Source organism: Anabaena cylindrica UHCC 0172, from assembly GCF_034931625.1.
Lineage (GTDB): Bacteria > Cyanobacteriota > Cyanobacteriia > Cyanobacteriales > Nostocaceae > Anabaena > Anabaena cylindrica_A.
The window spans coordinates 24,407-46,231 of the sequence record NZ_JAYGGY010000006.1; the positions used below are offsets into that span (position 1 = coordinate 24,407).

The 21,825-nt window shown below is 35.3% G+C and carries 22 protein-coding genes; 16 read left to right on the forward strand and 6 right to left on the reverse strand.

Translation table 11 applies throughout. From position 1 onward, the window contains the following. Positions 1 to 2 precede the first annotated feature (2 nt). A complete protein-coding gene (locus VB713_RS02965; protein WP_323310096.1) occupies positions 3 to 551 on the reverse strand; it encodes a protoglobin domain-containing protein in 549 nt (182 codons plus the stop codon). Positions 552 to 625: 74 nt separating this feature from the next. On the opposite strand from VB713_RS02965, the gene VB713_RS02970 reads away from it, so the two are divergent. After that, positions 626 to 778, forward strand: coding sequence for a hypothetical protein (locus VB713_RS02970; protein WP_323310097.1), 153 nt, complete (start codon positions 626 to 628; stop codon positions 776 to 778). Between the two features lie 81 nt (positions 779 to 859). Here the strand turns inward: VB713_RS02970 and VB713_RS02975 are convergent, their stop codons facing one another. The 5 genes from VB713_RS02975 to VB713_RS02995 all read right to left on the reverse strand — a co-directional run bounded on the left by VB713_RS02975 (position 860) and on the right by VB713_RS02995 (position 4,365). Next, positions 860 to 1,390, reverse strand: a complete 531-nt coding sequence (locus tag VB713_RS02975) for a GUN4 domain-containing protein (RefSeq protein ID WP_323310098.1) — start codon at positions 1,388 to 1,390, stop codon at positions 860 to 862. A gap of 91 nt (positions 1,391 to 1,481) precedes the next feature. Continuing rightward, entirely contained in the window at positions 1,482 to 1,751 is a 270-nt protein-coding gene (locus tag VB713_RS02980) for a hypothetical protein (RefSeq protein WP_323310099.1), read from the reverse strand. A gap of 85 nt (positions 1,752 to 1,836) precedes the next feature. Next, on the reverse strand, positions 1,837 to 2,880 hold the full coding sequence (gene chlG / locus VB713_RS02985; protein WP_323310100.1) for a chlorophyll synthase ChlG: 1,044 nt from the start codon (positions 2,878 to 2,880) through the stop codon (positions 1,837 to 1,839). A 108-nt stretch (positions 2,881 to 2,988) separates the two neighbouring features. Beyond that, a complete protein-coding gene (locus VB713_RS02990; RefSeq protein WP_323310101.1) occupies positions 2,989 to 4,089 on the reverse strand; it encodes an ArsA family ATPase in 1,101 nt (366 codons plus the stop codon). Positions 4,090 to 4,176: 87 nt separating this feature from the next. Beyond that, complete coding sequence (locus tag VB713_RS02995) at positions 4,177 to 4,365, reverse strand: DUF2862 domain-containing protein (RefSeq protein ID WP_323310102.1); 189 nt, start codon at positions 4,363 to 4,365, stop codon at positions 4,177 to 4,179. Positions 4,366 to 4,566: 201 nt separating this feature from the next. Here VB713_RS02995 and VB713_RS03000 point away from each other — a divergent pair, with 201 nt between their 5' ends. From VB713_RS03000 to VB713_RS03070, 15 genes are all read left to right on the forward strand, one after another. Then, on the forward strand, positions 4,567 to 5,367 hold the full coding sequence (locus VB713_RS03000; protein WP_323310103.1) for an Rpn family recombination-promoting nuclease/putative transposase: 801 nt from the start codon (positions 4,567 to 4,569) through the stop codon (positions 5,365 to 5,367). Positions 5,368 to 5,535: 168 nt separating this feature from the next. Continuing rightward, positions 5,536 to 6,291, forward strand: coding sequence for a Uma2 family endonuclease (locus VB713_RS03005; RefSeq protein ID WP_323310104.1), 756 nt, complete (start codon positions 5,536 to 5,538; stop codon positions 6,289 to 6,291). Between the two features lie 65 nt (positions 6,292 to 6,356). Continuing rightward, a complete protein-coding gene (locus tag VB713_RS03010; protein ID WP_323310105.1) occupies positions 6,357 to 7,163 on the forward strand; it encodes an ABC transporter permease in 807 nt (268 codons plus the stop codon). Next, positions 7,164 to 7,907 carry an ABC transporter ATP-binding protein gene (locus VB713_RS03015; RefSeq protein WP_323310106.1) on the forward strand — a complete coding sequence of 248 codons (744 nt, stop codon included), beginning with the start codon at positions 7,164 to 7,166 and terminating at the stop codon, positions 7,905 to 7,907. A gap of 620 nt (positions 7,908 to 8,527) precedes the next feature. Further along, entirely contained in the window at positions 8,528 to 10,387 is a 1,860-nt protein-coding gene (locus VB713_RS03020) for a glycosyltransferase (RefSeq protein ID WP_323310107.1), read from the forward strand. 13 nt (positions 10,388 to 10,400) lie between these two features. Beyond that, positions 10,401 to 11,510 (forward strand): UDP-galactopyranose mutase, encoded by a 1,110-nt coding sequence (gene glf / locus VB713_RS03025; RefSeq protein ID WP_323310108.1) that lies wholly within the window; start codon positions 10,401 to 10,403, stop codon positions 11,508 to 11,510. Between the two features lie 43 nt (positions 11,511 to 11,553). Then, positions 11,554 to 12,459, forward strand: a complete 906-nt coding sequence (locus tag VB713_RS03030) for a class I SAM-dependent methyltransferase (RefSeq protein WP_323310109.1) — start codon at positions 11,554 to 11,556, stop codon at positions 12,457 to 12,459. A gap of 3 nt (positions 12,460 to 12,462) precedes the next feature. Then, positions 12,463 to 13,773: a glycosyltransferase family 2 protein gene (locus tag VB713_RS03035; protein WP_323310110.1), complete on the forward strand. Its 1,311-nt coding sequence runs from the start codon at positions 12,463 to 12,465 to the stop codon at positions 13,771 to 13,773. Positions 13,774 to 13,809: 36 nt separating this feature from the next. Next, the gene (locus tag VB713_RS03040; protein ID WP_323310111.1) at positions 13,810 to 14,808 is read left to right on the forward strand and encodes a glycosyltransferase family 2 protein; all 999 of its coding nucleotides are present in this window, start codon (positions 13,810 to 13,812) and stop codon (positions 14,806 to 14,808) included. Between the two features lie 368 nt (positions 14,809 to 15,176). After that, positions 15,177 to 15,983 (forward strand): ABC transporter permease, encoded by an 807-nt coding sequence (locus VB713_RS03045; protein ID WP_323310112.1) that lies wholly within the window; start codon positions 15,177 to 15,179, stop codon positions 15,981 to 15,983. Between the two features lie 316 nt (positions 15,984 to 16,299). Next, positions 16,300 to 17,088 carry a Uma2 family endonuclease gene (locus tag VB713_RS03050; RefSeq protein ID WP_323310113.1) on the forward strand — a complete coding sequence of 263 codons (789 nt, stop codon included), beginning with the start codon at positions 16,300 to 16,302 and terminating at the stop codon, positions 17,086 to 17,088. Further along, positions 17,089 to 17,856, forward strand: a complete 768-nt coding sequence (locus tag VB713_RS03055) for an ABC transporter ATP-binding protein (RefSeq protein ID WP_323310114.1) — start codon at positions 17,089 to 17,091, stop codon at positions 17,854 to 17,856. 30 nt (positions 17,857 to 17,886) lie between these two features. Beyond that, positions 17,887 to 19,179 carry a glycosyltransferase family 1 protein gene (locus VB713_RS03060; protein WP_323310115.1) on the forward strand — a complete coding sequence of 431 codons (1,293 nt, stop codon included), beginning with the start codon at positions 17,887 to 17,889 and terminating at the stop codon, positions 19,177 to 19,179. Between the two features lie 42 nt (positions 19,180 to 19,221). Next, positions 19,222 to 20,472: an FkbM family methyltransferase gene (locus VB713_RS03065; RefSeq protein ID WP_323310116.1), complete on the forward strand. Its 1,251-nt coding sequence runs from the start codon at positions 19,222 to 19,224 to the stop codon at positions 20,470 to 20,472. Between the two features lie 220 nt (positions 20,473 to 20,692). Continuing rightward, on the forward strand, positions 20,693 to 21,787 hold the full coding sequence (locus VB713_RS03070) for a glycosyltransferase family 1 protein (RefSeq protein ID WP_323310117.1): 1,095 nt from the start codon (positions 20,693 to 20,695) through the stop codon (positions 21,785 to 21,787). The last annotated feature ends 38 nt before the right edge of the window (positions 21,788 to 21,825 follow it).

Consider the following 21,825-nt stretch of genomic DNA (forward strand, 5'->3'; position numbering starts at 1 on the left):
AATTACATAGATTCTGCACCATGAGTAACTAGACGTTTAAATAAAACTGCTGACCAACCAGTTTCTCTGAGAACAGCAGATGTAGAAACTTCCACATAAGACTGTTCAATAAAAGCTAAATCAATCATGCAAATTTTCCCTAAAGCCTCTTTTAATTCCTCTGATTTTCCTTCTAGCTTGAGTTTTTTACCTACTTCATGAACTACAGTAGCCATAGCAGGAACTAGATGCTGGGGTTGAATTCCTATCTTGACATGAACAATACCAATTTGCCAACGACTTTTAGAATATGCAATACCCCAATTATCTATTCCTGTAAACATTTCATGAAACCAATGAATAAATGTTTCTCGGAGACGATGAATTCTTCCCTCGGTTGCATTTAAAATAGCATTCATTTCCTGATCACGTCCTAGATAACTATAGAAATGATCTGCCATTTCTGATGCAATTTCTAGCCCCCAATCTGCATTTGATTTGAGAATAGATTTATCTTCAAGGGTAAACCCAAAACGATTTTCCAGCTTGTTCATAAAAGCGAGAGTATCCATAGCCGCAAGTTATCCCTATTTTTTAAATAAATTCCAGGTTAAGGCTAACTGTGTGATCTGACAAACTTTAGCAGATGTCTCCACAGTTAAGATTAAAATTGGCTTTTGAAAACCAAATTCAATCTTCCTTGAATTTAGTAGTAAAAGTTGAGGAACTTGTGAGGATAGCAATATTTGCTACAGCCACTTGTAACCAAGCTAAGGATAATCAAGGAATAGTTTTGTAACTGTGTCACTTATTATCTGTCCTGATCCTAAAAATCCTGATTCAGACTTAATATTTTTCTGTAACCTTTACAGATTAAAATCTACAAGTCTTGACGCGAGAGAAAACCAACCCACCCCAAACCTCCAAGCCGAAAACACCACACCCAACCCAACCACTCCCCCGCCCAGACCATCCAAGCCATTAGCGGGAAGTGACCTTCTCGTGCTTTATTATCAAAAGTAATATCTTTGTAGGACCACCAGTCGCCCCCTTCCATCCATCCTACGTTGTTCCCAAAGGCTCGCCAAATTTTTTCGTCGTAGTTTTTCGTTCCACCTAAACCTTGATAAATACGCTTCTGAACAGAGAACCCATAACGTTCATCACTGTATTTTACCCACAACTGGTCAATAGTGCGGAGGTCTTCACAGGGAAAATTATCAATACTCTCAACATCTAACCAACCTTGCTTTTTACGCTTCGCAACCGCTAATATTACCTGTGCTGTTTCTTCATCTGCTTCTTCCCATTTCCCTGCTGCGAGTAAGTCACGCAATCTTGTATAATCCTGTTCGACAGCTGATTTTAAATTTGCTTGATCGTATTTTTCCGGTTCTTGTGGATTATTCATGATTGATCAACAGTTGGGTTTAATTTTAAATACAGCGGTTTCCGCTCTTATGAGTTACATCAGCAGAAATTAACAAACCAATAGATAATAATTAATTTGATTGATAATCTTTACAACCAATTGCTTCTTCAGTATTCGCAATGTAAGGATTTACCGTACATTTGAGACGATAATTATTAGTAAAAAACTGGCAATTATGACAGGGAATTTGGTGCATTTTTTGAGCAGTTTTCACAGTGTCTCGTGTTGCTGTCCATAAATTTAGAAACACCAAAATAATCATCGTCCAAGCAATGAAAAAGCAAATTGGAATCAATAATGGTTGTATCCCATGAATGAGGAAAAATATAAAATTTAACACGGCATTTACTAATACAAGTGAGGAGTTAGAAATTAATATAACTCCTAACTCCTCATTGATCACTTCTAGCTAAAGATATATTAAGTTAAATGCCAGCATGACCTAATGCTATACCAGTTATCAGCATTCCTATCACTAAGAATGGTTGGGCGCTGGCTTGATATTTGACATCATTGGCTATGGGATCACGGAGGAAATACATATCCTGGAAGGTGATTTGAGGAATGATTAATAATACTAAGATGGCAGCATACAAGTTTTCATTGATACTAACAAGGTAAGCTGCAACTAAGCCTTGGAATAAGTCAATCATGACTACACAAATCAAGGCAGCATTTTGAATACCAAACATGACTGGTAGTGATTGTAATCCTAATTGACGATCGCCCTCCACACTCTTGAAGTCGTTGACAATAGCGATTCCTAAGCCAGCCAAGCTATAAAATAAGGTGAGAACGACAATTCGCCAATTGAGTTCACCAAACAATGCATGACCAGCCCACCAAGGTAAAGCAATGTAACTTGCACCTAACGCATAATTTCCTAACCAGCCGTTTTGCTTGAGTTTCAGCGGAGGTGCAGAATAGATGTAGGCAATAAATGTCCCGAAAATAGACAACAACAGGACATTAGGAACTGGATGACCTGCCCATAAATCTAAGGTGTAGGCTACCCCATATCCTAGTAAGAGTAAAACAATGATTTGGCTAATTACTTGCTTTTCAGAAATTGCTCCAGAAGGAATCGGACGGTAAGGTTCATTAATAGCGTCAATTTCCCGGTCATAGTAATCATTGATGGTTTGAGTGTAACCCGTCAACAACGGTCCAGAAAGCAACATACAAAGTGCGGACTTCAAGACATTTTCTAGAGTCCAGGTGTAGTTACCAGAAGAAGCCGCACCGCAGACTACACCCCAAATGAGGGGAATCCAGGTAATCGGCTTCATCAATTGCAAACGGATTTTCCAAATGGAAGTTTCGCCAGGTGATGCACCTTTCATTCCCAGTAGTTGCCGCGTTTTTGCACTGCGATCGCTTGTTGCAGTTTGCTCACTGGAATTAGTTGTCACCGAGTCTAATGGCTCAGATGGGTTCGTATTCGGGTTAATAGGTGTAGATTCAGACATAAGGTGTAATGGTAATGGGTGATTGGTAATGGGTAATGGGTGATTGGTAATAGGTTAAAGGGTGATTCTTCCCCAGTCCCTAGTCCCCAATACCCAATCCCCCAATCCCTAAAAAGAAATTATCAAATAATTATTCTGAAACTTGGCTCCAGTGATGGGTCTACCACTTAAAGCGGGGGGCAGGAAGATATTACGCCGTTGATCTCCGGCTTCTACCGTGACTTCTGGCCCGTACTGGGTGAGTTTGACTTGATTTTTGTCAAAACCAGGCAAAAATAAGCGGACTTGACGATTGTGAACGTCGATGTCAATGGGTTTGGGAGCCTGTAATGCTTGCTCTACAAAGTTAGGTAGGGCATCTATCAGGGGTTGCCATTCTCCATTGGAGACATCGGGAACAATGCTGATGGGTAGAGGTGTAAATTCTGCTGATAGATTGGTATTTTCCTCAGCAGATACCAAAATAGCGCCACCAATAGTTAGACCAACTTGTTGAGCAGTACCCCAAAGAAAACGGGAATTTGCAACATCAATTGGGTCTGGGGTTGTCACCAGAAAGGCGGCGACACGCTGGGGATCTGCGATCGCACTTTTACCTTGTTCGAGAAAATTATTAGCTTGGTTAGTAGGTTGGGCGAAGTTATCTGCCGTCCAATTAACGTTAAAAAAGCTGGTAATTAGTGGTTGAATCAAGGGTGATTCTGTAATTGTTTTGCCCAAGTCAGAATTGACAAACAATTGCCTAAATCGCCGGACATACCAACTCATGGATTCTGGCATTCCCAGCATCCGCAAGGTGGAAGCATCACCTGTACCATCGTAGATAATCGCATCATATTTACCACTGGCATCATATTCACGAATAGCATTAAGAGCTAAGGCGTGATCCATGCCCGGTAAAACTACCAGTTCTTGACCATAAACCTCTTTAAAAATAGGCGTGCGGAGGTATTGTGCCTCAAGTTTTTTTGCTTCTTCCCAGTTACGTTCTAGCAGTACAGATGATTGAAACTGTACTGCTTGCAAGTTGGGAGTGATTTCCTGGGGGTCAGAAGTGAGAGAAGTACCTAAGAGAATCGGCAATGTTGGCTCTGCAAGTCCTGCTAGGAGTACCCGTTTGCCTTGTGTTGCCAATAACTTGGCCGCTGCGATCGCTATTTTGCTACGAGCGATGCCGCTTTTGCCTAAAAATGTCAGTATCAAGGCCATTACTTGATTTCCAATTACCGCCTATCTTGTCAACTCCAACTTAGCACTCAACCAATACTCTCAGTAGGGGAGAACCGCCTTTTGTCCCTATACCAGTTTAATTTCATCTTCAAAAAACCAAGTAGAGGATTTGTCATCAAACTTGACTACTACGCCAATTCCACCATCCGTGACTTTGTAGTCTGAGATGATGCCTACTTTTCCTAATTTTTGAGCAATTACAGCAGATACGCGATCGCGCAACCGAAACACCTTCACCTTTTGTCCAATTTCCATGATCTAGTTACAATCCAATAAACCAAATCTCAGTGTAGCGGAATCTGGGACTCAGTTAGAAGTGACCCACCCAAAAAATCAGGAAATCACTCAGCTATTGAGTTTATCTCCCAGTAGGGGCAGGTTTTCCCACTCTTGCCTGTATTGCATCCGACCACGTATAGTCTTTGAGATTATTTATAAAAAAATTACTTAATCACCGTGAAAACAGACACAATTTTCTACAGCTTATTTCAAGCATTTCCTAGCATCTTTTTTGAACTAATTAACCAGTCTCCCACGGAAGCAGTTGTGTATGAATTTACATCCCGTGAAGTTAAACAACTGGCTTTTCGGTTAGATGGTTTATTTTTGCCAATTACCAAAGAGTCAAAAAAACCATTTTATGTGGTTGAAGTTCAGTTTCAGCCAGATGATGATTTATATTATCGTCTCTTTGCCGAAATTTGCCTCTACTTGCGACAATACAAACCGCCTTATCCTTGGCAGGCTGTTATTATATATCCTAGTCGTAGCATAGAAAGAGAACAGCCTTTACAATTTGGCGAAATCTTGCTGCTTGAGAGAGTTAAACGCATTTATTTAGATGAGTTAGGAGAGAGTTCTTTAGGGGTAGGAGTTGTTAAACTGGTAATTGAAACCGAAGACACTGCACCAGAACTAGCAAAACGGTTAATTGCTCAAGCAAACCAACAACTAAGTGATACAAATACCAAACGAGATATCATCAACCTCATTGAGACAATTATTGTCTATAAATTACCCAAAAAAAGCCGAGAGGAGATTGAAGCAATGTTAGGTTTAAGTGAATTGAAACAAACTAAAGTTTATCAAGAAGCTTTGTTAGAAGGAAAACAGGAAGGTAGGCAAGAAGGCATAGCTGAAACAACCAGAAAATTAGCTTTAAACTTATTACGAATTGGTATGAGTTTAGAGCAAATTGCTGAAGTTACTGAATTATCTCTTGCACAAGTCCAGGTTTTACAACAAGAGATTCAATAGTTTTAATTTTAAGGAAGCAGAAAGACAAGCTCAGGTCGCCCAAAATCAAGCTCTTGAGTCAGAATATCTGTTAGCAAGTGAAAGAGAGAAAGTAGAAATTTTGGCAGAAAAATTGCGATTCCTTCGGAGCGCTTCGGAGTCGATCCTGATAATTTAAGGTAAGCGAATATGTATCAAAATAATCCGCCTTTGTCACCAAAAGAAACTATGCCGACAATGTATGATTTACCTAGTGAGTTGGTAGGAGAATCAGGATTGCCAGACGAATTTCATTGTATACAAGCAGATTTACTGAGTGAAACTTGCCAATCTGCAAATTATACACCAGCAGAAATGCTACTAGCTAGTGATTTAAACCTTTATTATGACCCCCGTCATCCTGGTTGGTATAAGCGTCCTGATTGGTATATGGTGTTAGGGGTTGCTAATGCTAACCAACAGGAAAATTTACGTTTAAGTTATGTAGTATGGCAAGAAGGTATTGCTCCGTTTTTAGTAGTTGAATTACTTTCACCAGGAACAGAACAAGAAGACTTAGGACAAACTTTGCGGGAAGTCAACAAACCCCCAACTAAGTGGGAAGTATATGAACACATTCTGCGTGTTCCCTACTATGTTGTCTATGACCGCTATGAAAATAATTTCCGTGTCTTTAAAATTAATGGCACTCGTTATGAATCCGTATTGTTGCCAGAAAACCGTTTTTGGTTAGAAGAAATAGAAATGGGTTTAGGTTTATGGCAAGGACGCTATCAAAATACAGAAGGTTTATGGCTGCGTTGGTATAATGCTGATGGTTGGTTGCCGACTTTGGCAGAAAAGGCAGAGAGTGAACATCAACGGGCTAATAAACTAGCAGAGAAATTGCGATTCCTTCGGAGCGCTTCGCTATCGCTTGGAATAGATCCTGACAGTTTGGCTTAAATTAATGCTGACAACCATATAAAATACGCGAATAACTTGGCTGTGGTGTGTAATGGTACTTGAGGATGATCCTATCTATCAAAGACAATTTCACTAAGTTACAAGTAGAGCGTTATTGGGAACTGCTGCAAGTTTTGGTAGCACGGACTCTCAAAGTGCGTTATCGGGGTTCCTTCCTGGGTGTTTATTGGTCGTTGTTGAACCCATTAATAATGACAGGGTTATACACCGCTATCTTCGGAACCACCTTCTCATCCTATTATGGTAACTCAATCCTGAATTACGTATTAGCAGCATTCACAGGCTTGGTAGTCATCAATTTTTTCTCGGCTTCTACATCCCAAGCTTTGACAAGTGTCGTAGGTAATGGCGCATTATTGAACAAAATTCGTCTACCAGTTAGCGTTTTTCCTGTATCAATGATTACGGCAAACGTGTTTCAGTTTTCAGTAGGAGCATTACCATTGCTGTCAGTGATGACTTTAATCAATTCCAAAAGTCTAGTCAATGTCCTAGCGTTGGTATTTCCATTTTTGGCATTAGTATTAGTTTCCACAGGAATTGGATTTTTAGTCAGTGCCTTGTATGTATTTTTTAGAGACTTACCTTACTTCTATGAGTTAGTCACCTTTGTCATGTGGATTAGTAGCCCTATATTTTATCCAGCTGCGATCGTCCCCAAGCAGGTACAGCCCTTTCTCAGTTTAAATCCCCTATCACCAATTATCGAAAGTCTGCGTCAAATTACATTATCAAACTCTCCACCAGATTTAAGTTTGATTTGGGGTGCTTTACTGAGCGGCATCATTATTTTGTCCCTGGGATGGACTTGTTTTCATATTTGGCGACATCAATTTATGGATTTACTATAAATGGAAGTAATCCGCTTAGATAATGTTTCATTATGGCGACGCACACAAGAAGAGTTTTCTTATGATCTAAAAAAAACTATGCTTTCTATTGTAGAAGGTAAATATCGCCAACCTGCAAAAAAATTAGTGTTAGATCACGTTGCTTTAGCAGTTGACAAAGGTGAAAAAATAGGTATTATTGGTGCCAATGGATCTGGTAAATCAACCCTTTTAAAAATCATTTGTGGGATTTTACAACCTAGCATCGGTACAGTGCGCGTCAAGGGTAAAATTGCTCCTTTAATTGAACTAGGTGCAGGCTTTGATCCAGAAATCTCTGTAATAGACAACATCCTGCTTTATGGGGTACTACTGGGTTTTTCCAGAATAGAAATGCGAGAAAGAGTGCATTCAATTTTGGAGTTTGCAGAATTACAGGATTATGCTTTAGTTCCAGTCAAAAGTCTATCTTCCGGCATGGTAGCACGGTTGGGTTTTGCGATCGCTACAGACGTACAACCTGATATTTTGATTCTGGATGAAGTTTTATCAGTAGGTGATGAGAGTTTCAAGAATAAATGCAAACAACGAATCGAGAAATTTTGGAATGCAGAAGCAACTGTTTTGGTAGTATCCCATGATTTGGGTTTTATGAAACAGTCTTGCAAACAGATAATTTGGTTAGAGAAGGGGAAAATAAATTTTATAGGAACAGCAGAGCGTGCAGTAGAATCTTATCTTGCAGGTCAAATCATCCCAGAATAAATACAAATCGAAATAAATAAAATAGTGCGTATATTTAGATTTGTAAAGTTTTGTTTCTAGATTCAATATCTATGCTGACATAGTATAAATCCTGAAGGATTTATAGCTATAGGATGTAACGAGAATAGGAGGAATTTATACAACTTAGTTGTAAGTTCCTTTAATAACCTCCTAGCTCTTTTATATCCCCTTGATTGTATTAATAGAACTTACACACTCAGCAGATTCTCCAACTCGCTGAAAAACTAGGTTTTAGGCATCTTCTACCTTGTTAAAGCAATAGAAAAAATCTCGATTTTCAGAGTTGGTATGTAAGTCCTACTTAAACAAAAAAATTATCCCAATTCGAGTTTCAGGTGCTACTGGGAAGAATTTTCATACGGTTTTACAAGCTTTATCTTAAGCTAAAAATGTGCTGTTTTATCAAAACCAAAAAAGCTAAATCATACATCTATACAACAGAAAATATAATCTGTAATATAGCAACAAAAAGTACTATTACTACAGAATAAGTAGTTTTTAATTAAGTGTTTATTCTGTTGGCATTTTAACTTATGGTTTGGCATAACAGTTACTGAAGAACATTTTGAAACAAAATAAAAATTGAGTAAAAATAAACTATGCTTAATCAATTAGAATTATCCCCCATCTATCAAATTAATCAAAAAGAGAGATCGAATCATCTTCAAAATATAATTTTTCCTAAAACTGATATTTGCACTGTTGAAGAACTATTTTTTAGAAATAATTCTCAAGTTTTATTTAACTATGAAAATAAGATATTAGAGCTAGAAAAAAGCGGAATAGTTAGCTTTGATACCTATTTTAATGCTTTTTCTGCGGATACTTGGAAAGAATATACGAAGGTTAGAAGTATAGGAGTTACTCTCAAAGTAAAAGGATCATTCAAAATTAATATTTATAATCTAGACAGATTAGATGAAAATAAAACCTTATTATCACAAAAAATAATTAACAACGAAAAACTCGCAGAAATAACAGTTTTAGATAACTTCGATATATCTACATATACAGGAATGATCTACCTGGAAATCGAAGCATTGGAAAATATGTGCCAAATTAGTGCAGGGTATTTTTCTACTTTTACAGAGTCAGATCCAAATATCAAACTAGCAGTTGTTATATGTACTTATAAAAGGGAAAGCTATGTTTATAAAAACATGGAATTATTGAAAAGATATTTATTAGAACAAAATGGATACGAGGATAAATTAGAGGTATTTATCATTGATAATGGGAATACTTTAAAAGAATTTGATAGCCATATAATTCATTTAATACCTAATAAAAATGCAGGAGGAAGTGGCGGTTTTGCTAGAGGAATGCTGGAAGTTTTACAGCAGCAACATGAATTTTCACATATTATTCTGATGGATGATGATATCCTTTTCGAGCCAGCAATATTGGAGAGAATCTGGAATTTTTTGAGCGTAGCTAATCAGAAAGATATCTGTCTTGGTAGCAGTATGTTGAGATTAGATAAAAAATATATACAACATGAAAGAGGAGCTTATTGGAATAGAGATAAAGGTTTTGTTGCTGTCAAACCCAATATAGATTTGAGAAAATTAAAAGCTACTTTATTCAATGAAATAGATGAACATATTGATTACAGCGCTTGGTGGTTGTTTTGCTTTCCAGTCAATGCTATCAAAGATCATGGCTTGCCATATCCTTTCTTTATTAGAATGGATGATGTGGAATTCTGCAAAAGAATAAGACATAAAATTATAATTTTGAATGGTATATGTGTTTGGCATGAACCATTTGAGAATAAAAAAAGCCCATTAATTGAATACTATTATTTTAGAAATAGTATGATTTTCAATAGTCTGTATTTTCAGGAAAACTTCAGTGAAGTGAAAGCTATTAAATGGTTCTTAAAACCATTATTAAAAGAACTATTTTGTTATAGATATGAAACCGCCGAGAGTATTCTCAAAGCAACAATTGACTTTCTAAAGGGTCCTGATGATCTAGTTGCTAATAAACCAGAAGATAAGCACAAAGAAGTTTCTAAGGTTACAGAAAAAACAGCTAAGAATTCAGAGTTACCATTCATATATAGCAAATATATAACCAGTTTAGAAAAGACTGAAAACAAGTTACATAGACTTTTCAGGATTCTCACTCTTAATGGACATCTTTTACCAAATGGATTTTTCTTTCAAGATGACACATTTACTGATAAGGGATATGCTATTGTTCCGGCTTGGAATGGTAGACCTTTAAACGTTTTTCGAGCTAAACAAGTTTTATATTACAACTTGCAAACTCAAGAAGGATTTATAGTCAAATTTTCCAGAATCAGGTTTTTTAAAGTTTTGATATATGGACTATGGTTAGCCTTAGTTATGCTAATCAAGTTACCAGAATTAAAAAAGCTATATATCACCTCATTACCTAAATTTACCAGTCAATCTTTCTGGAAAAAGTATCTAGAAATAGAACCCAAATAACGAAAATACAAGTATGTACAATAGAATGTTTGATTTTCTGATTGTTGGTGCTGGCTTTGCAGGCTGCACCTTAGCAAATTGTATAGCCACACATCTAGATCGTAAAGTTTTAGTTATTGATACTCGCAATCATATTGGTGGTAATGCTTTTGACTTCTACGATAATGCTGGGGTATTAGTTCATAAATATGGAGCGCACATTTTCCATACTAACAGCAAAAAAATCATTGATCACCTTTCACAGTTTACTCAATGGCGAGTTTATCAGCATGAAGTTTTAGCTAAAGTAGATGGTAATTTTTATCCAATTCCCATCAACCTGAATACTATTAACAAACTGTATGGACTAAATCTTAATAGCCAACAACTTGAAGATTTTTATGAGCAAGTTAGAGAAAGATATGACAGAATTGAAAACTCAGAACAAGCTGTAGTTAGCAAGGTAGGAACTGATTTGTATGAGAAATTTTTTAAAAACTATACTTACAAACAGTGGAACCTTTGGCCGCATGAACTAGATGGTTCAGTTTGCGCTCGTATTCCTGTGAGAACTAATAGAGATAACCGCTATTTTGGTGATAAGTATCAGCTTATGCCGCTACATGGTTATACGAAAATGTTTGAAAAAATGTTGGCACATCCCAATATTAAAGTTATGCTAAATACTAGCTTTCAGGAAGTAGAAAAATGGCTAAAATTTGATCATTTAATTTATACTGGACCCATCGATCAATTTTTTGATTATAAATTTGGTAAACTTCCATATCGCTCATTGCGCTTTGAGTTTGAAACTCATGATATTGAATATTTCCAACCAGTTGCTGTTGTCAATTATCCCAACGATTATGATTTTACACGGGTAGTTGAATCTAAACATCTGACTGGACAAAAACATCCTAAAACTACTATTTACTACGAATACCCACAAGCGGAAGGAGATCCTTATTACCCCGTTCCGCGTCCAGAAAATCGTGAGTTATTTCAGCAGTACAAAAGTGAAGCAGATAAGCTAGAAACAGTAACATTTGTAGGTAGATTGGCGCAATACCAATATTACAATATGGATCAAGTTGTTGCTGCGGCTCTCACGGTGTTTGAAAACAGAATTAGTCAAATTTATTAGTTTACTAACAATCATTAGAGGCAATTATTAGAGGAGAAATAATTTGTTTTATACATCATTTACACAAATAGTACCAAAATCTCTCCGTGCTTTTCTTCGTGATCGAGATACAGCTTTCCAAAAATTAATCATTTCTTATGAGAATTTAAAGCTAGAACATGAAAAATTAAAACTTTTTTATCAAAAATTTGACTCAGAAAATCAATATTTATCTTCTGAAAAGAAAGTCGAAAACATTCCAGATATCATGAATAAAAAAGCACTGAAATATGATTTTAAAAAGGGTAGAGTTGTCATTAAATCAATTTTATCTTCTTCAAAAGAAGAATTAAAAAACAGAGAATTTTTGTTAGAAAAAGTCAAAGATTATGGCTGTCCTTATCAGGGATGGAGCCTTTATTCTCCTTATCAAAAATATGTCAATGCTTCTGATTATGGATCAATTCAAATTCCTACAGAACTAGTAGATTTTTTAATTTATTGTATTCATAGAAAACCACTTTCATTTCTAGAAATTGGAGTGATGTACGGAGGATTTTCTGCTATATGCTGTGCTGTTTTATCTAAATTCAACAATGATTTTAAGTATGCCTGTATTGATATAGAAGATAACTTTAGAGATTGGGAATATTTTTCATCTATTTTACCGCTGGAGAAAGCTATTCCTGCTACATCTGCTGATTTTATAGGCTCAAAATTTGATGTTGTCTATATTGATGCTGATCATTCATATCATGGTATGAAAAGGGATTTTTTAAATGTGGGACGTTATGGAAAAGTTTGCGCCTTCCATGATATTAATGCAGCCGAATATGATCATTTAGATGGTGGTACTAGAAGATGTTGGAATGAACTCAAATTATCATACTGTCAGTCAGCCTCAATTTTAGAAATTAGTCATATTGCTGAAGAGTGGATGGGTATTGGTATTATTGATTTTAATAAATGATTTATGAAAATTGCCAAAGTCGCAGCTATCATTGTCACTTGGAATAAAATTAAAGATGTTTGTTTACTAATTGAAGATACTAACAAACTAGATTTGCATGGGATATATCTGGATATTTTCGTTGTTGATAATGCTTCAAATGATGGTACACAATCTTATATTCAAAAACATTATCCCCAAGTTAAGGTTCTCCAAACAGGTGCAAATATAGGTGGTTCTGGTGGATTTTCTTATGGAATGGAGTTTTTGAATCAACTTAATTATAACTACATTTGGTTACTAGATAATGATGTGCGTTTAGATAATCAATCTTTGTTTCCTTTAGTAGAAACTTTGCAAAACTATTCTGAAGTAGGCTTAATAGGTTCTCAAATTAGAAAATCAGAACAGCCAGAGATTATTCAAGAAATAGGTAGTTATTTTCATCATAAAAAAGCACATTTAAAAACCTATTTAGGTAATTGTTCTATTATATCTACAGAAGAAATATTAGCAGGAAAACCTTATCTAGCAGTAGATGTTTGTGCTGCGGCATCATTATTATTTAGACATGAAATAATCCAGCAAATTGGAGTATTTGAAAACTATTTTTTGCACTTCGATGATGTTGAATGGTGTTTAAGAGCAAAGCAGGCTGGTTGGGTTGTTGCTGCTCATCCTGCATCTATTGTTTGGCATTGTTCACCAGATTTTAAACATCGTCCTTGGGTTAGTTATTATGATGAACGTAATTTATGTTATTGCTGGCAAAAATATTACCCACAACTTTTATTAAAGCGTCTACGATTACTTTTACCAAAATTACTTTATTATTCATTAACTGGACGTTTTTTTTTGGTGGAAATTTATTTGTGGGGTTTGGAAGATTTTCTCCAGGGAGTTAAAGGCAAAATAGCAGATGATCTTCCATATCAAGAATATACTCTATCTGAAATTATTACTGATAATTTGAAAGTTGTAGTGTCATCTACAATTTATTACAACAATTCTCAAGTTAATGCTTGGCAGGAATTAGAACTCAATAAAAAAATTACTCTTTGGTATCCACCCAAAAATTCATTACATCAGATTTATATCTGGATCATATCTTATTTTTTTAAGCCTGTAGATTTGGCAATAGTTAGCTGCTATCAACCGGAACTGTTTTACTTAAATTTAGCTAAAAAAGTCTACTTTTTCACTGATGCAGGTTACGTACAAGTAAATATCAGTTTAATGAATATACTGCTCAACAGTCTGCAAGTATTTTATCGGTTGATGAAAATATATTGGCAGATGAGCATTTTAGTAAATAAATCAGCGAATGTAAAATAACTTTTATTATTAACAATATTGGAAATAATCGCTACTATGTTAAACACAAATTTATTGATATCTATAGTTATTTGTACCGCAGATCGCTCGACTTCTTTACAAAAAACTATTCAATCTTTAAATCACATTAATTATAACCCTTTTGAAGTGATTGTTGTAGATTCTTCATCTAATGATGATACCTTGGAAATGCTAAATTTGATCAAACAAAACTTGAGTTTTAGTACCAAAATATTTATATCAAGTCATAAAAATATTAGTATATCTAGAAATATAGGTATACAAAAATCATCGGGTAAAATAATTGCTTTTATAGATGATGATGCTATTCCGCCGACTGACTGGTTAGATAGATTAATATCAACCTATTCTTTATATGGATATAAATGTGCTGGTGTTGGTGGCACTGTGCGAGATATGACAACTTTGAATTATCCTCTGCAATATCATCAAGGTATTACGGATTGTATTAGTAATACAATTCCAATTCGTTTTGGAGATGTTATCAACCATAACCAAGAGGAGGGTTTTTGGTACAATGCTTTAATGGGGACAAATTCATCTTATCGTAAAGAATTTCTGGAAGAGATTAATGGTTATGATGAATTTTTTGAATATTTTTTAGATGAAACTGATGTTTGTTTACGCTTGATTCAGGCAGGTTATGAAATTCACTACTGTGATAGCGTTGTGGATCATTATCCTGAACCTAGTCATAATCGTTATGACCAAAAGCATCTTACTTGTTGGTATTCTCTAGCCAAAAATACTACTTACTTCGCCTTAAAACACGCTTATAAAAGACTTCCTTTGGCAATTTTGCTCATACGTCTTGGTCTACTCCTGATTTACCGATGTTTACTGAGAATTGTGCGTCTCAAATTTACTCATCATCTTGCCAATCAGATTTTATGGCAATATATCCAAGAAGCCATTGAGGGTATTTGTGCTGGTTGGATCACTGGTATGGCTTGGCATCAAAGTAATCATCAGAATTCTAGTAAATTACTTAGTTCTAGTCATAAAGCTGATTGATTGAGGTGGAACGGGAGTTAGCAGCAGTAAAAAGGGAGAAAGCAGAAAAATTGCGAGATGCATATCTTTTATATTCTCAATAAAAAAAGGATAGGCAATACTCACACTACAAAATAGTCAGCTTTCTCAACCTTTATTTTGGCAATTTAAAGATAATGAGTGAGAAGATTGCTTCTCTTGTCTATGTTGGCAGAGCGTGTCGTAGATAGAGATTACAACAACGAGATATTACACGGTAAGCGCAGCAATGCCTACAGGGTTTTAAACTCGCCTCAGGCTCAATGCCTGAACGGTTACGGTTAAATTAATACTGAAAATAGTATAGAATGCCGTAATAACTTGGATATGGCCTGCGGTGGTGCTTAAGGATGACCATTTCTATCAAAGACAATTTAACTGGGTTGCAAGTGCAGCGTTACTGGGAACTGCTGTACGTCTTGGTAGTGCGGACTCTCAAAGTACGTTATCGGGGTTCCTTCCTAGGCGTTTATTGGTCACTCTTGAACCCACTAATTATGACAGGGCTTTACACTGCCATTTTTGGAGCTACTTTTGCATCGTATTATGGTAACTCAATCCTGAACTATGTGCTTGCTGCATTTACAGGACTGGTAGTAATCAATTTTTTCTCAGCTTCCACATCCCAAGCTTTGGCAAGTGTAGTAGGTAATGGCGCATTATTAAATAAAATTCGGTTGCCAGTCAGCGTTTTTCCTATATCGATGATTGCAGCCAACGTATTTCAGTTTTCAGTAGGAGCATTGCCTTTACTGGCGATTATGACTTTGATTAATTCCAAAAGTCTAGTCAATGTCCTAGCGTTGGTATTTCCATTTATAGCTCTAATCTTAGTTTCCACAGGAATTGGATTTTTAGTCAGTGCCTTGTATGTATTTTTTAGGGATTTACCTTACTTTTATGAATTAGTCACCTTTGTGATTTGGATAAGTAGCCCTGTCTTTTATCCAGCAGCTATTGTACCAAAGCAGGTACAGCCATTTTTAGGTTTAAATCCCTTATCACCAATTATTGAAAGTCTGCGTCAAATTACATTATCGGGTTCTCCACCAGATTTAGGTTTAATTTGGGGTGCTTTACTAAGTGGCATAATTATCTTGTCCCTAGGATGGACTTGTTTTCATCTGTGGCGACATCAGTTTATGGATTTACTGTAAATGGACATCTCCAGCAAAGATTGTAGAGACGTTACATGGAACGTTTATACAATGGTTTCAAACCACGCCCATTTAATTTTCACTCCTATGCCTAATGAAATACTAAGTTTTAATTAAAATTTACCCAGATAACTTACCTACCGTCGGTATTGAAAAATGATTACAGCACAATAAACAGATGAGGAATTGCTTACCCCGATAGTGACACCAAACCAATTGCATATAATGCAGAGTTACGTGCGATTCCCTATAGCTCTGCGTAGATCCTAATAGTTTATAATCACTATAACGATATTAACTTATCAAAATAAAATCTATGGCCTTAACAGCACAAGAAATAGAAGCATTAATGCCAGATTGCACAGAATTACTTAGCGACGAACCAGAGATGGAAAGTTCCTTACATTATACACAACTATTAATATTAGTAACTTGCTTAGAATGGTTGTGGCGAGATAGAGAAGATTTCTTCATTGGTGCAAATCTTAGCATTTACTATAGCCGTCAACAATTAAAAAACCGAGACTTTAGGGGACCAGACTTTTTTCTGGTCAAAGATACAGAAAAACGTCCGCGTGCTTCTTGGGTAATCTGGGAAGAAGATGGTAGATATCCCAACTTGATTATTGAACTACTTTCTGATTCTACAGCCAAAGTAGACAGGGGATTAAAAAAAGAGTTGTATCAAAACCGATTTAGAACTCTTGAATATTTTTGGTTTTCTCCTAATACCTTAGAATTTGTAGGGTGGAGATTAGTAGGAAATGAATACGAAAGTATTGCTCCTTCGGAAAATGGCTGGTATTGGAGTCAGGAATTAGGATTATACTTAGGAGTATTTGAAGGTAGATTGAGGTATTTTAGTGTTGAAGGAAGATTGATACCTACACCAGAGGAAGCAAATTTGGAAGAGATTAAAAAAGCTGAGGTTGAACGTCAAAAGGCTGAGATTGAACGTCAAAAGGCTGAGATTGAACGTCAAAAAGCTGAGATTGAACGTCAAAAAGCTGAAATTGAACATCAACGGGCTAATGAAGCAGAAGTAAAAGCTATCATTTTTGCTCAAAAATTAAGGGAGTTAGGTATTGAGCCTGATAGTTTGTAAATGGAAGTAATTCGCCTGGATAATGTCTCGCTGTGGCGACGGACGCAAGAAGAGTTTTCTTATGACTTGAAGAAAACACTACTTTCTATATTAGAGGGTAAATATCGTCAACCTGCAAAGAAATTAGTTTTAGATAATGTTGATTTAGTAGTTGATAAAGGTGAAAAAATAGGTATAATAGGTGCGAACGGTTCTGGTAAATCCACGCTTTTAAAGATCATTTCCGGAATTTTACAACCTACTACTGGTACAGTAAGAGTACGTGGTCAAGTTGCACCTTTGATTGAACTAGGAGCAGGTTTCGATCCAGATATTTCTGTGATGGATAATATTCTGCTTTATGGAGTATTGTTGGGTTTTTCTAGGGCTGAGATGAAAGCAAGAGCGCATTCTATTTTGGAATTTGCAGAATTGGAGGATTATGCTTTAGTGCCAGTTAAGGGTTTATCTTCGGGAATGGTGGCACGGTTAGGTTTTTCTATTGCCACAGATGTGCAGCCTGATATTTTGATATTAGATGAAGTTTTATCGGTAGGGGATGAGAGTTTTAAAAATAAGTCTAAGCAAAGGATTGATAAGTTTTGGGATGATAATGTGACTATTTTAGTAGTTTCTCATGATTTGGGTTTTGTCAAGCAATCTTGTCATCGGGCAATTTGGATAAACAAGGGAAAAATAATATTTTCTGGTAATGCTTCCCAAACTGTTGATTATTATTTGAATGGTTTGTACAACTACGAAAATAATCAGATATTAAACCAAGATTAGAGCCAATTCAAATATAAAGGTAACATTTTAATGAATTTACAGGGAATTAATGTATTAGTAGATGGATATAATTTAGAAATGATCCAAGGGACAGGAATCAAAACTTATGGTTTAACTTTAGTTAAGGCTCTTATCTCCCTAGAAGCAAATGTAGATTTATTATGTAGTCGTGCTACTAATGGTAATGGTAGTAATTTACTTTTAAATGAAGCCTTATTTTTTGATAGACAACAATATAATGGTAACAACTTACAAATCAAGAGCATTATTAGTGCCGCTATTCAAAGATTTTATCAAGCAAAAGAAGTGCAAGTTAGTAATTTTGTTATCAAACGAGATGCGGACTTTATTTTTGATTATTTAGCTAATTCGGGAAAAGTATTTAATATTTATAATTGTTATCGAATAGCCAATAATTTATACAAATACTTTCAATTAGAAACTAGGGTTAAAATTAAAAAAAAAATTGATATTTGGCATGAAACTTATCCACTTCCTATTAAAGTAAATAAGTCCAAAAAAATTACAACTATTCATGATCTAATCCCGTTAAAACTACCTTATACTACTTTAGATGATAAAAAATCTTTTTTTAATTTAACTAAGAATGCAATTAAAAATTCCGAACTTATTATAACAGTTTCAGAAAATACGAAAACAGATATTCTACATTGTTTTGATGTTAATCCAGATAAAATTCATGTGACATATCAACCAATAATTGATAATTCACATTTAGTCGAAAATCATACAACAGAAATTAATTTAAAAAAATATAAACTTAAAAACAAAAAATACATTCTTTTTGTAGGAACGATAGAACCGAAAAAAAATGTGGGAAGATTAATAGATGCTTATACTTGTTTAGATACTGATATGCAGTTAGTTATAGTTGGCAAAAAAGGATGGTTATGGGAAGATGAGATTGGTCAATTAGAAGCATTATTTGGTAAGGGTTTTGCTAGAAAAATTAAATTGCTAGAATATGTATCAAAAAAAGATTTAATATATCTGTATCATGGTGCTTTTTGTCTTGTTTTTCCATCTTTATATGAAGGATTCGGTCTACCACCGCTAGAGGCTATGTCTTTAGGATGTCCTGTTATCACATCTAATGTAGCTTCTTTACCAGAAGTTTGTGGAGATGCTGCTTTTTATGTAGATCCCTATAATTCAGATAACATTAGACAGGGAATTGAAAATTTGATAAATAATCCTCAAAAGAAAGCCCAACTTATAGAAGCAGGTAAAGAAAGAGTAAAATTGTTTAGCATGGAAAATTATGCTAAAAACCTATATGAAGCTTATAAAAAATTAATTTAAGCAACTTACTGTTTGTAAAAGTTTGATTTTTTAGGTAAAAATATGAATTTTCCCAATAATGATCAGTACTGGATAAATACATTAAATTTTGTCAAAAAAAGTATTAAATCTGGAGACAAAATAGTAGCACCGAACGAATTTGAGGAAAAAGTTCCAGAGGTTATCTCCTATTCTTTAATCAAAGAAAACTTATGTGATGATTTTCAGTGGTTTATCATCCATAAAGGTATGATGGAAAATCTAGAATATGTTTTTCTTGAGAAAATTATAGATATTTATATTCCAGTTTTTGCTAATGAAGTTTTCGTCGTTTTTACTAATTACATTTATATGCCTAGATTAGACCATAACTCTATTCATCTACAAGTTTTTTGGGAAAAAATTAAATTGCTTAAAAGCATATATAGTAAATTAAAATCTAGGTTAGAAAAAGATTCTACCAACAACTCAATTTATTTCAACATAAAAGATGTCGGCTCATTAACACGGACAGAATTAGAATTAAATAGTCGAAAAATGTCCCAGACCGTGTACTTAGGTAATGGGGTAATTTTATGTCGAGTTTTAACTAAATATATGTGCTACGTTGATTCTCAAGACATGAGTTTGACTCCTCACCTTTGTCTGAATGGGTATTGGGAATCTTGGATTACCCAAGCAATGATTCGGTCACTTAAAAAAGGTTTTTATTGTCTTGATATTGGTGCGAATTGTGGATACTATTCGCTAATAATGGCTGATATTGTGGCGGAATCAGGTCAGATGGTAGCTGTTGAAGCCAATCCAAGATTAGCTACTCTGGTAGAGCGAAGCTTAGTAGTGAATGGATTTAGAAAAAACTCTAAAGTCTTGCAAAAAGCAGTTTCAGATACAAATGGCAAAAAAGTTAACCTTGTAGTTCCTGACGGTGGTTATTTAGGTGATGCAACAATATCTAGACCTGCTGATCAACCAGGAGATAGTATAGTTGAAGTCGAGACAGTAACAATTGATGAATTAACTCAAGATTGGCCACGGGTTGATTTAATTAAAATAGATGCAGAAGGCGCAGAAGAAGCAATTTGGCGTGGGATGCAGCAGACAATAAAAAAACATGAAGACATAATTATAATTATGGAATTTTGTAGTTACCGCAACTATGATGCTAAATCTTTTTTAGAAGATATTCAGTTAGCAGGATTCATAATTCAGTATATCGATAATGACTCATACCTAAAACCTTTGACTATTGAAGATTGCCTTACTGCACGTCCTGGTGAATATTGGGATTTATATTTACAGCGAAAAACCTAATTTTTTTACTGTTTAAAACTACCTTGGAAGCAGCATTTTTAGCTAAAAAACACTTTTTACAATATTGTAAAAGAGGTGTGACTAAAAACTCTACTTTACCTGAATTATACACAGCAATTGCAGACATGATACTTTTAACCTGAGATATCAATTGCTACTGCACTTATTTTCCCATTGTAGAAAAAATAGTTTCAGGATATTCATAGAAAAACATTGCTTGATGAATATAGTAAATAATTCATTTTCTAATCAATTAATCATAAATTTATCCATTCTCTTTTCTCAACCAACAGGCATCAGCAACTATGCTCTAAATCTTTTTCCATATTTAAAATCTCTTCAACCTACCCTATTAACAGCCAAAAAATATTCTGATTTCAACTGCTATCCAGTACCAAATAATCTTACTCCTGCTGACGGTATTAAAGGACATTTACGCCGTCTAATGTGGACACAATTTCAACTACCAAAAATCTATAAAAACCTTAAGTCTCAACTTTTATTCTCTCCAATACCAGAAGCACCCCTCTACAGCAACTGTCGTTTTATAATCATGTCTCACGACATGATACCATTGCGCTTTCCCAAACCCTTCTCACCGTTAACACCATACCATCGTTACTACACTCCCCAAGTTTTTCAGCAAGCACAACATATTATTTGTAATTCTCAAGCAACAGCTAAAGACATTACCGACTTTTACCAAATTCCCCCCAACAAAATAACACCTATTCCCCTAGCACACGATCGCACTCACTTCCGTTGTCTTAATCTACCTACCAGTAATTATTTCCTATATATTGGTCGTCAAGACCCTTACAAAAACTTGCAGAGACTCATCACTGCCTTTGCTGCACTACCTAATAAGGGAGACTATGAACTATGGTTAGCAGGACCTAGCGATAAACGTTATACCCCATTATTACAAGGGCAAGTTGCAGAACTGGGTATAACTCATCGGGTCAAATTTCTCAACTACGTACCTTATAGTGAACTACCAAAAATTATAAATCAAGCGATCGCACTCGTTTTCCCCAGTTTGTGGGAAGGCTTTGGTTTTCCTGTCCTGGAAGCAATGGCCTGTGGTACTCCCGTCATCACCTCCAATGTTTCCTCACTTCCCGAAGTAGCTGGAGATGCGGCTATTTTAATTAATCCCTACAACACAAGGGAAATCACAGCAGCAATGCAAGCAATAATCAATGATTCAGAAATGAGAAAACAACTTTCCCAAAAAGGTCTAAAAAGAGCAAATAAATTTAGTTGGGAAAAAACCGGACTTGCTACAGTCGAGGTTTTAAAACAATATCTTTAAGAGAATTTATGTTTTATATATTTCATCCAAGTTATTAA

Coding starts and splice junctions, on each gene's coding strand:
- VB713_RS02965 (WP_323310096.1), bottom strand. CDS start 551: ATGGATACTCTCGCTTTTATGAACAAGCTGGAAAATCGTTTTGGGTTT.
- VB713_RS02970 (WP_323310097.1), top strand. CDS start 626: ATGTCTCCACAGTTAAGATTAAAATTGGCTTTTGAAAACCAAATTCAA.
- VB713_RS02975 (WP_323310098.1), bottom strand. CDS start 1,390: ATGAATAATCCACAAGAACCGGAAAAATACGATCAAGCAAATTTAAAA.
- chlG (WP_323310100.1), bottom strand. CDS start 2,880: ATGTCTGAATCTACACCTATTAACCCGAATACGAACCCATCTGAGCCA.
- VB713_RS02990 (WP_323310101.1), bottom strand. CDS start 4,089: ATGGCCTTGATACTGACATTTTTAGGCAAAAGCGGCATCGCTCGTAGC.
- VB713_RS02995 (WP_323310102.1), bottom strand. CDS start 4,365: ATGGAAATTGGACAAAAGGTGAAGGTGTTTCGGTTGCGCGATCGCGTA.
- VB713_RS03005 (WP_323310104.1), top strand. CDS start 5,536: ATGTATCAAAATAATCCGCCTTTGTCACCAAAAGAAACTATGCCGACA.
- VB713_RS03010 (WP_323310105.1), top strand. CDS start 6,357: ATGATCCTATCTATCAAAGACAATTTCACTAAGTTACAAGTAGAGCGT.
- VB713_RS03015 (WP_323310106.1), top strand. CDS start 7,164: ATGGAAGTAATCCGCTTAGATAATGTTTCATTATGGCGACGCACACAA.
- VB713_RS03020 (WP_323310107.1), top strand. CDS start 8,528: ATGCTTAATCAATTAGAATTATCCCCCATCTATCAAATTAATCAAAAA.
- glf (WP_323310108.1), top strand. CDS start 10,401: ATGTACAATAGAATGTTTGATTTTCTGATTGTTGGTGCTGGCTTTGCA.
- VB713_RS03035 (WP_323310110.1), top strand. CDS start 12,463: ATGAAAATTGCCAAAGTCGCAGCTATCATTGTCACTTGGAATAAAATT.
- VB713_RS03040 (WP_323310111.1), top strand. CDS start 13,810: ATGTTAAACACAAATTTATTGATATCTATAGTTATTTGTACCGCAGAT.
- VB713_RS03045 (WP_323310112.1), top strand. CDS start 15,177: ATGACCATTTCTATCAAAGACAATTTAACTGGGTTGCAAGTGCAGCGT.
- VB713_RS03050 (WP_323310113.1), top strand. CDS start 16,300: ATGGCCTTAACAGCACAAGAAATAGAAGCATTAATGCCAGATTGCACA.
- VB713_RS03055 (WP_323310114.1), top strand. CDS start 17,089: ATGGAAGTAATTCGCCTGGATAATGTCTCGCTGTGGCGACGGACGCAA.
- VB713_RS03060 (WP_323310115.1), top strand. CDS start 17,887: ATGAATTTACAGGGAATTAATGTATTAGTAGATGGATATAATTTAGAA.
- VB713_RS03065 (WP_323310116.1), top strand. CDS start 19,222: ATGAATTTTCCCAATAATGATCAGTACTGGATAAATACATTAAATTTT.
- VB713_RS03070 (WP_323310117.1), top strand. CDS start 20,693: ATGAATATAGTAAATAATTCATTTTCTAATCAATTAATCATAAATTTA.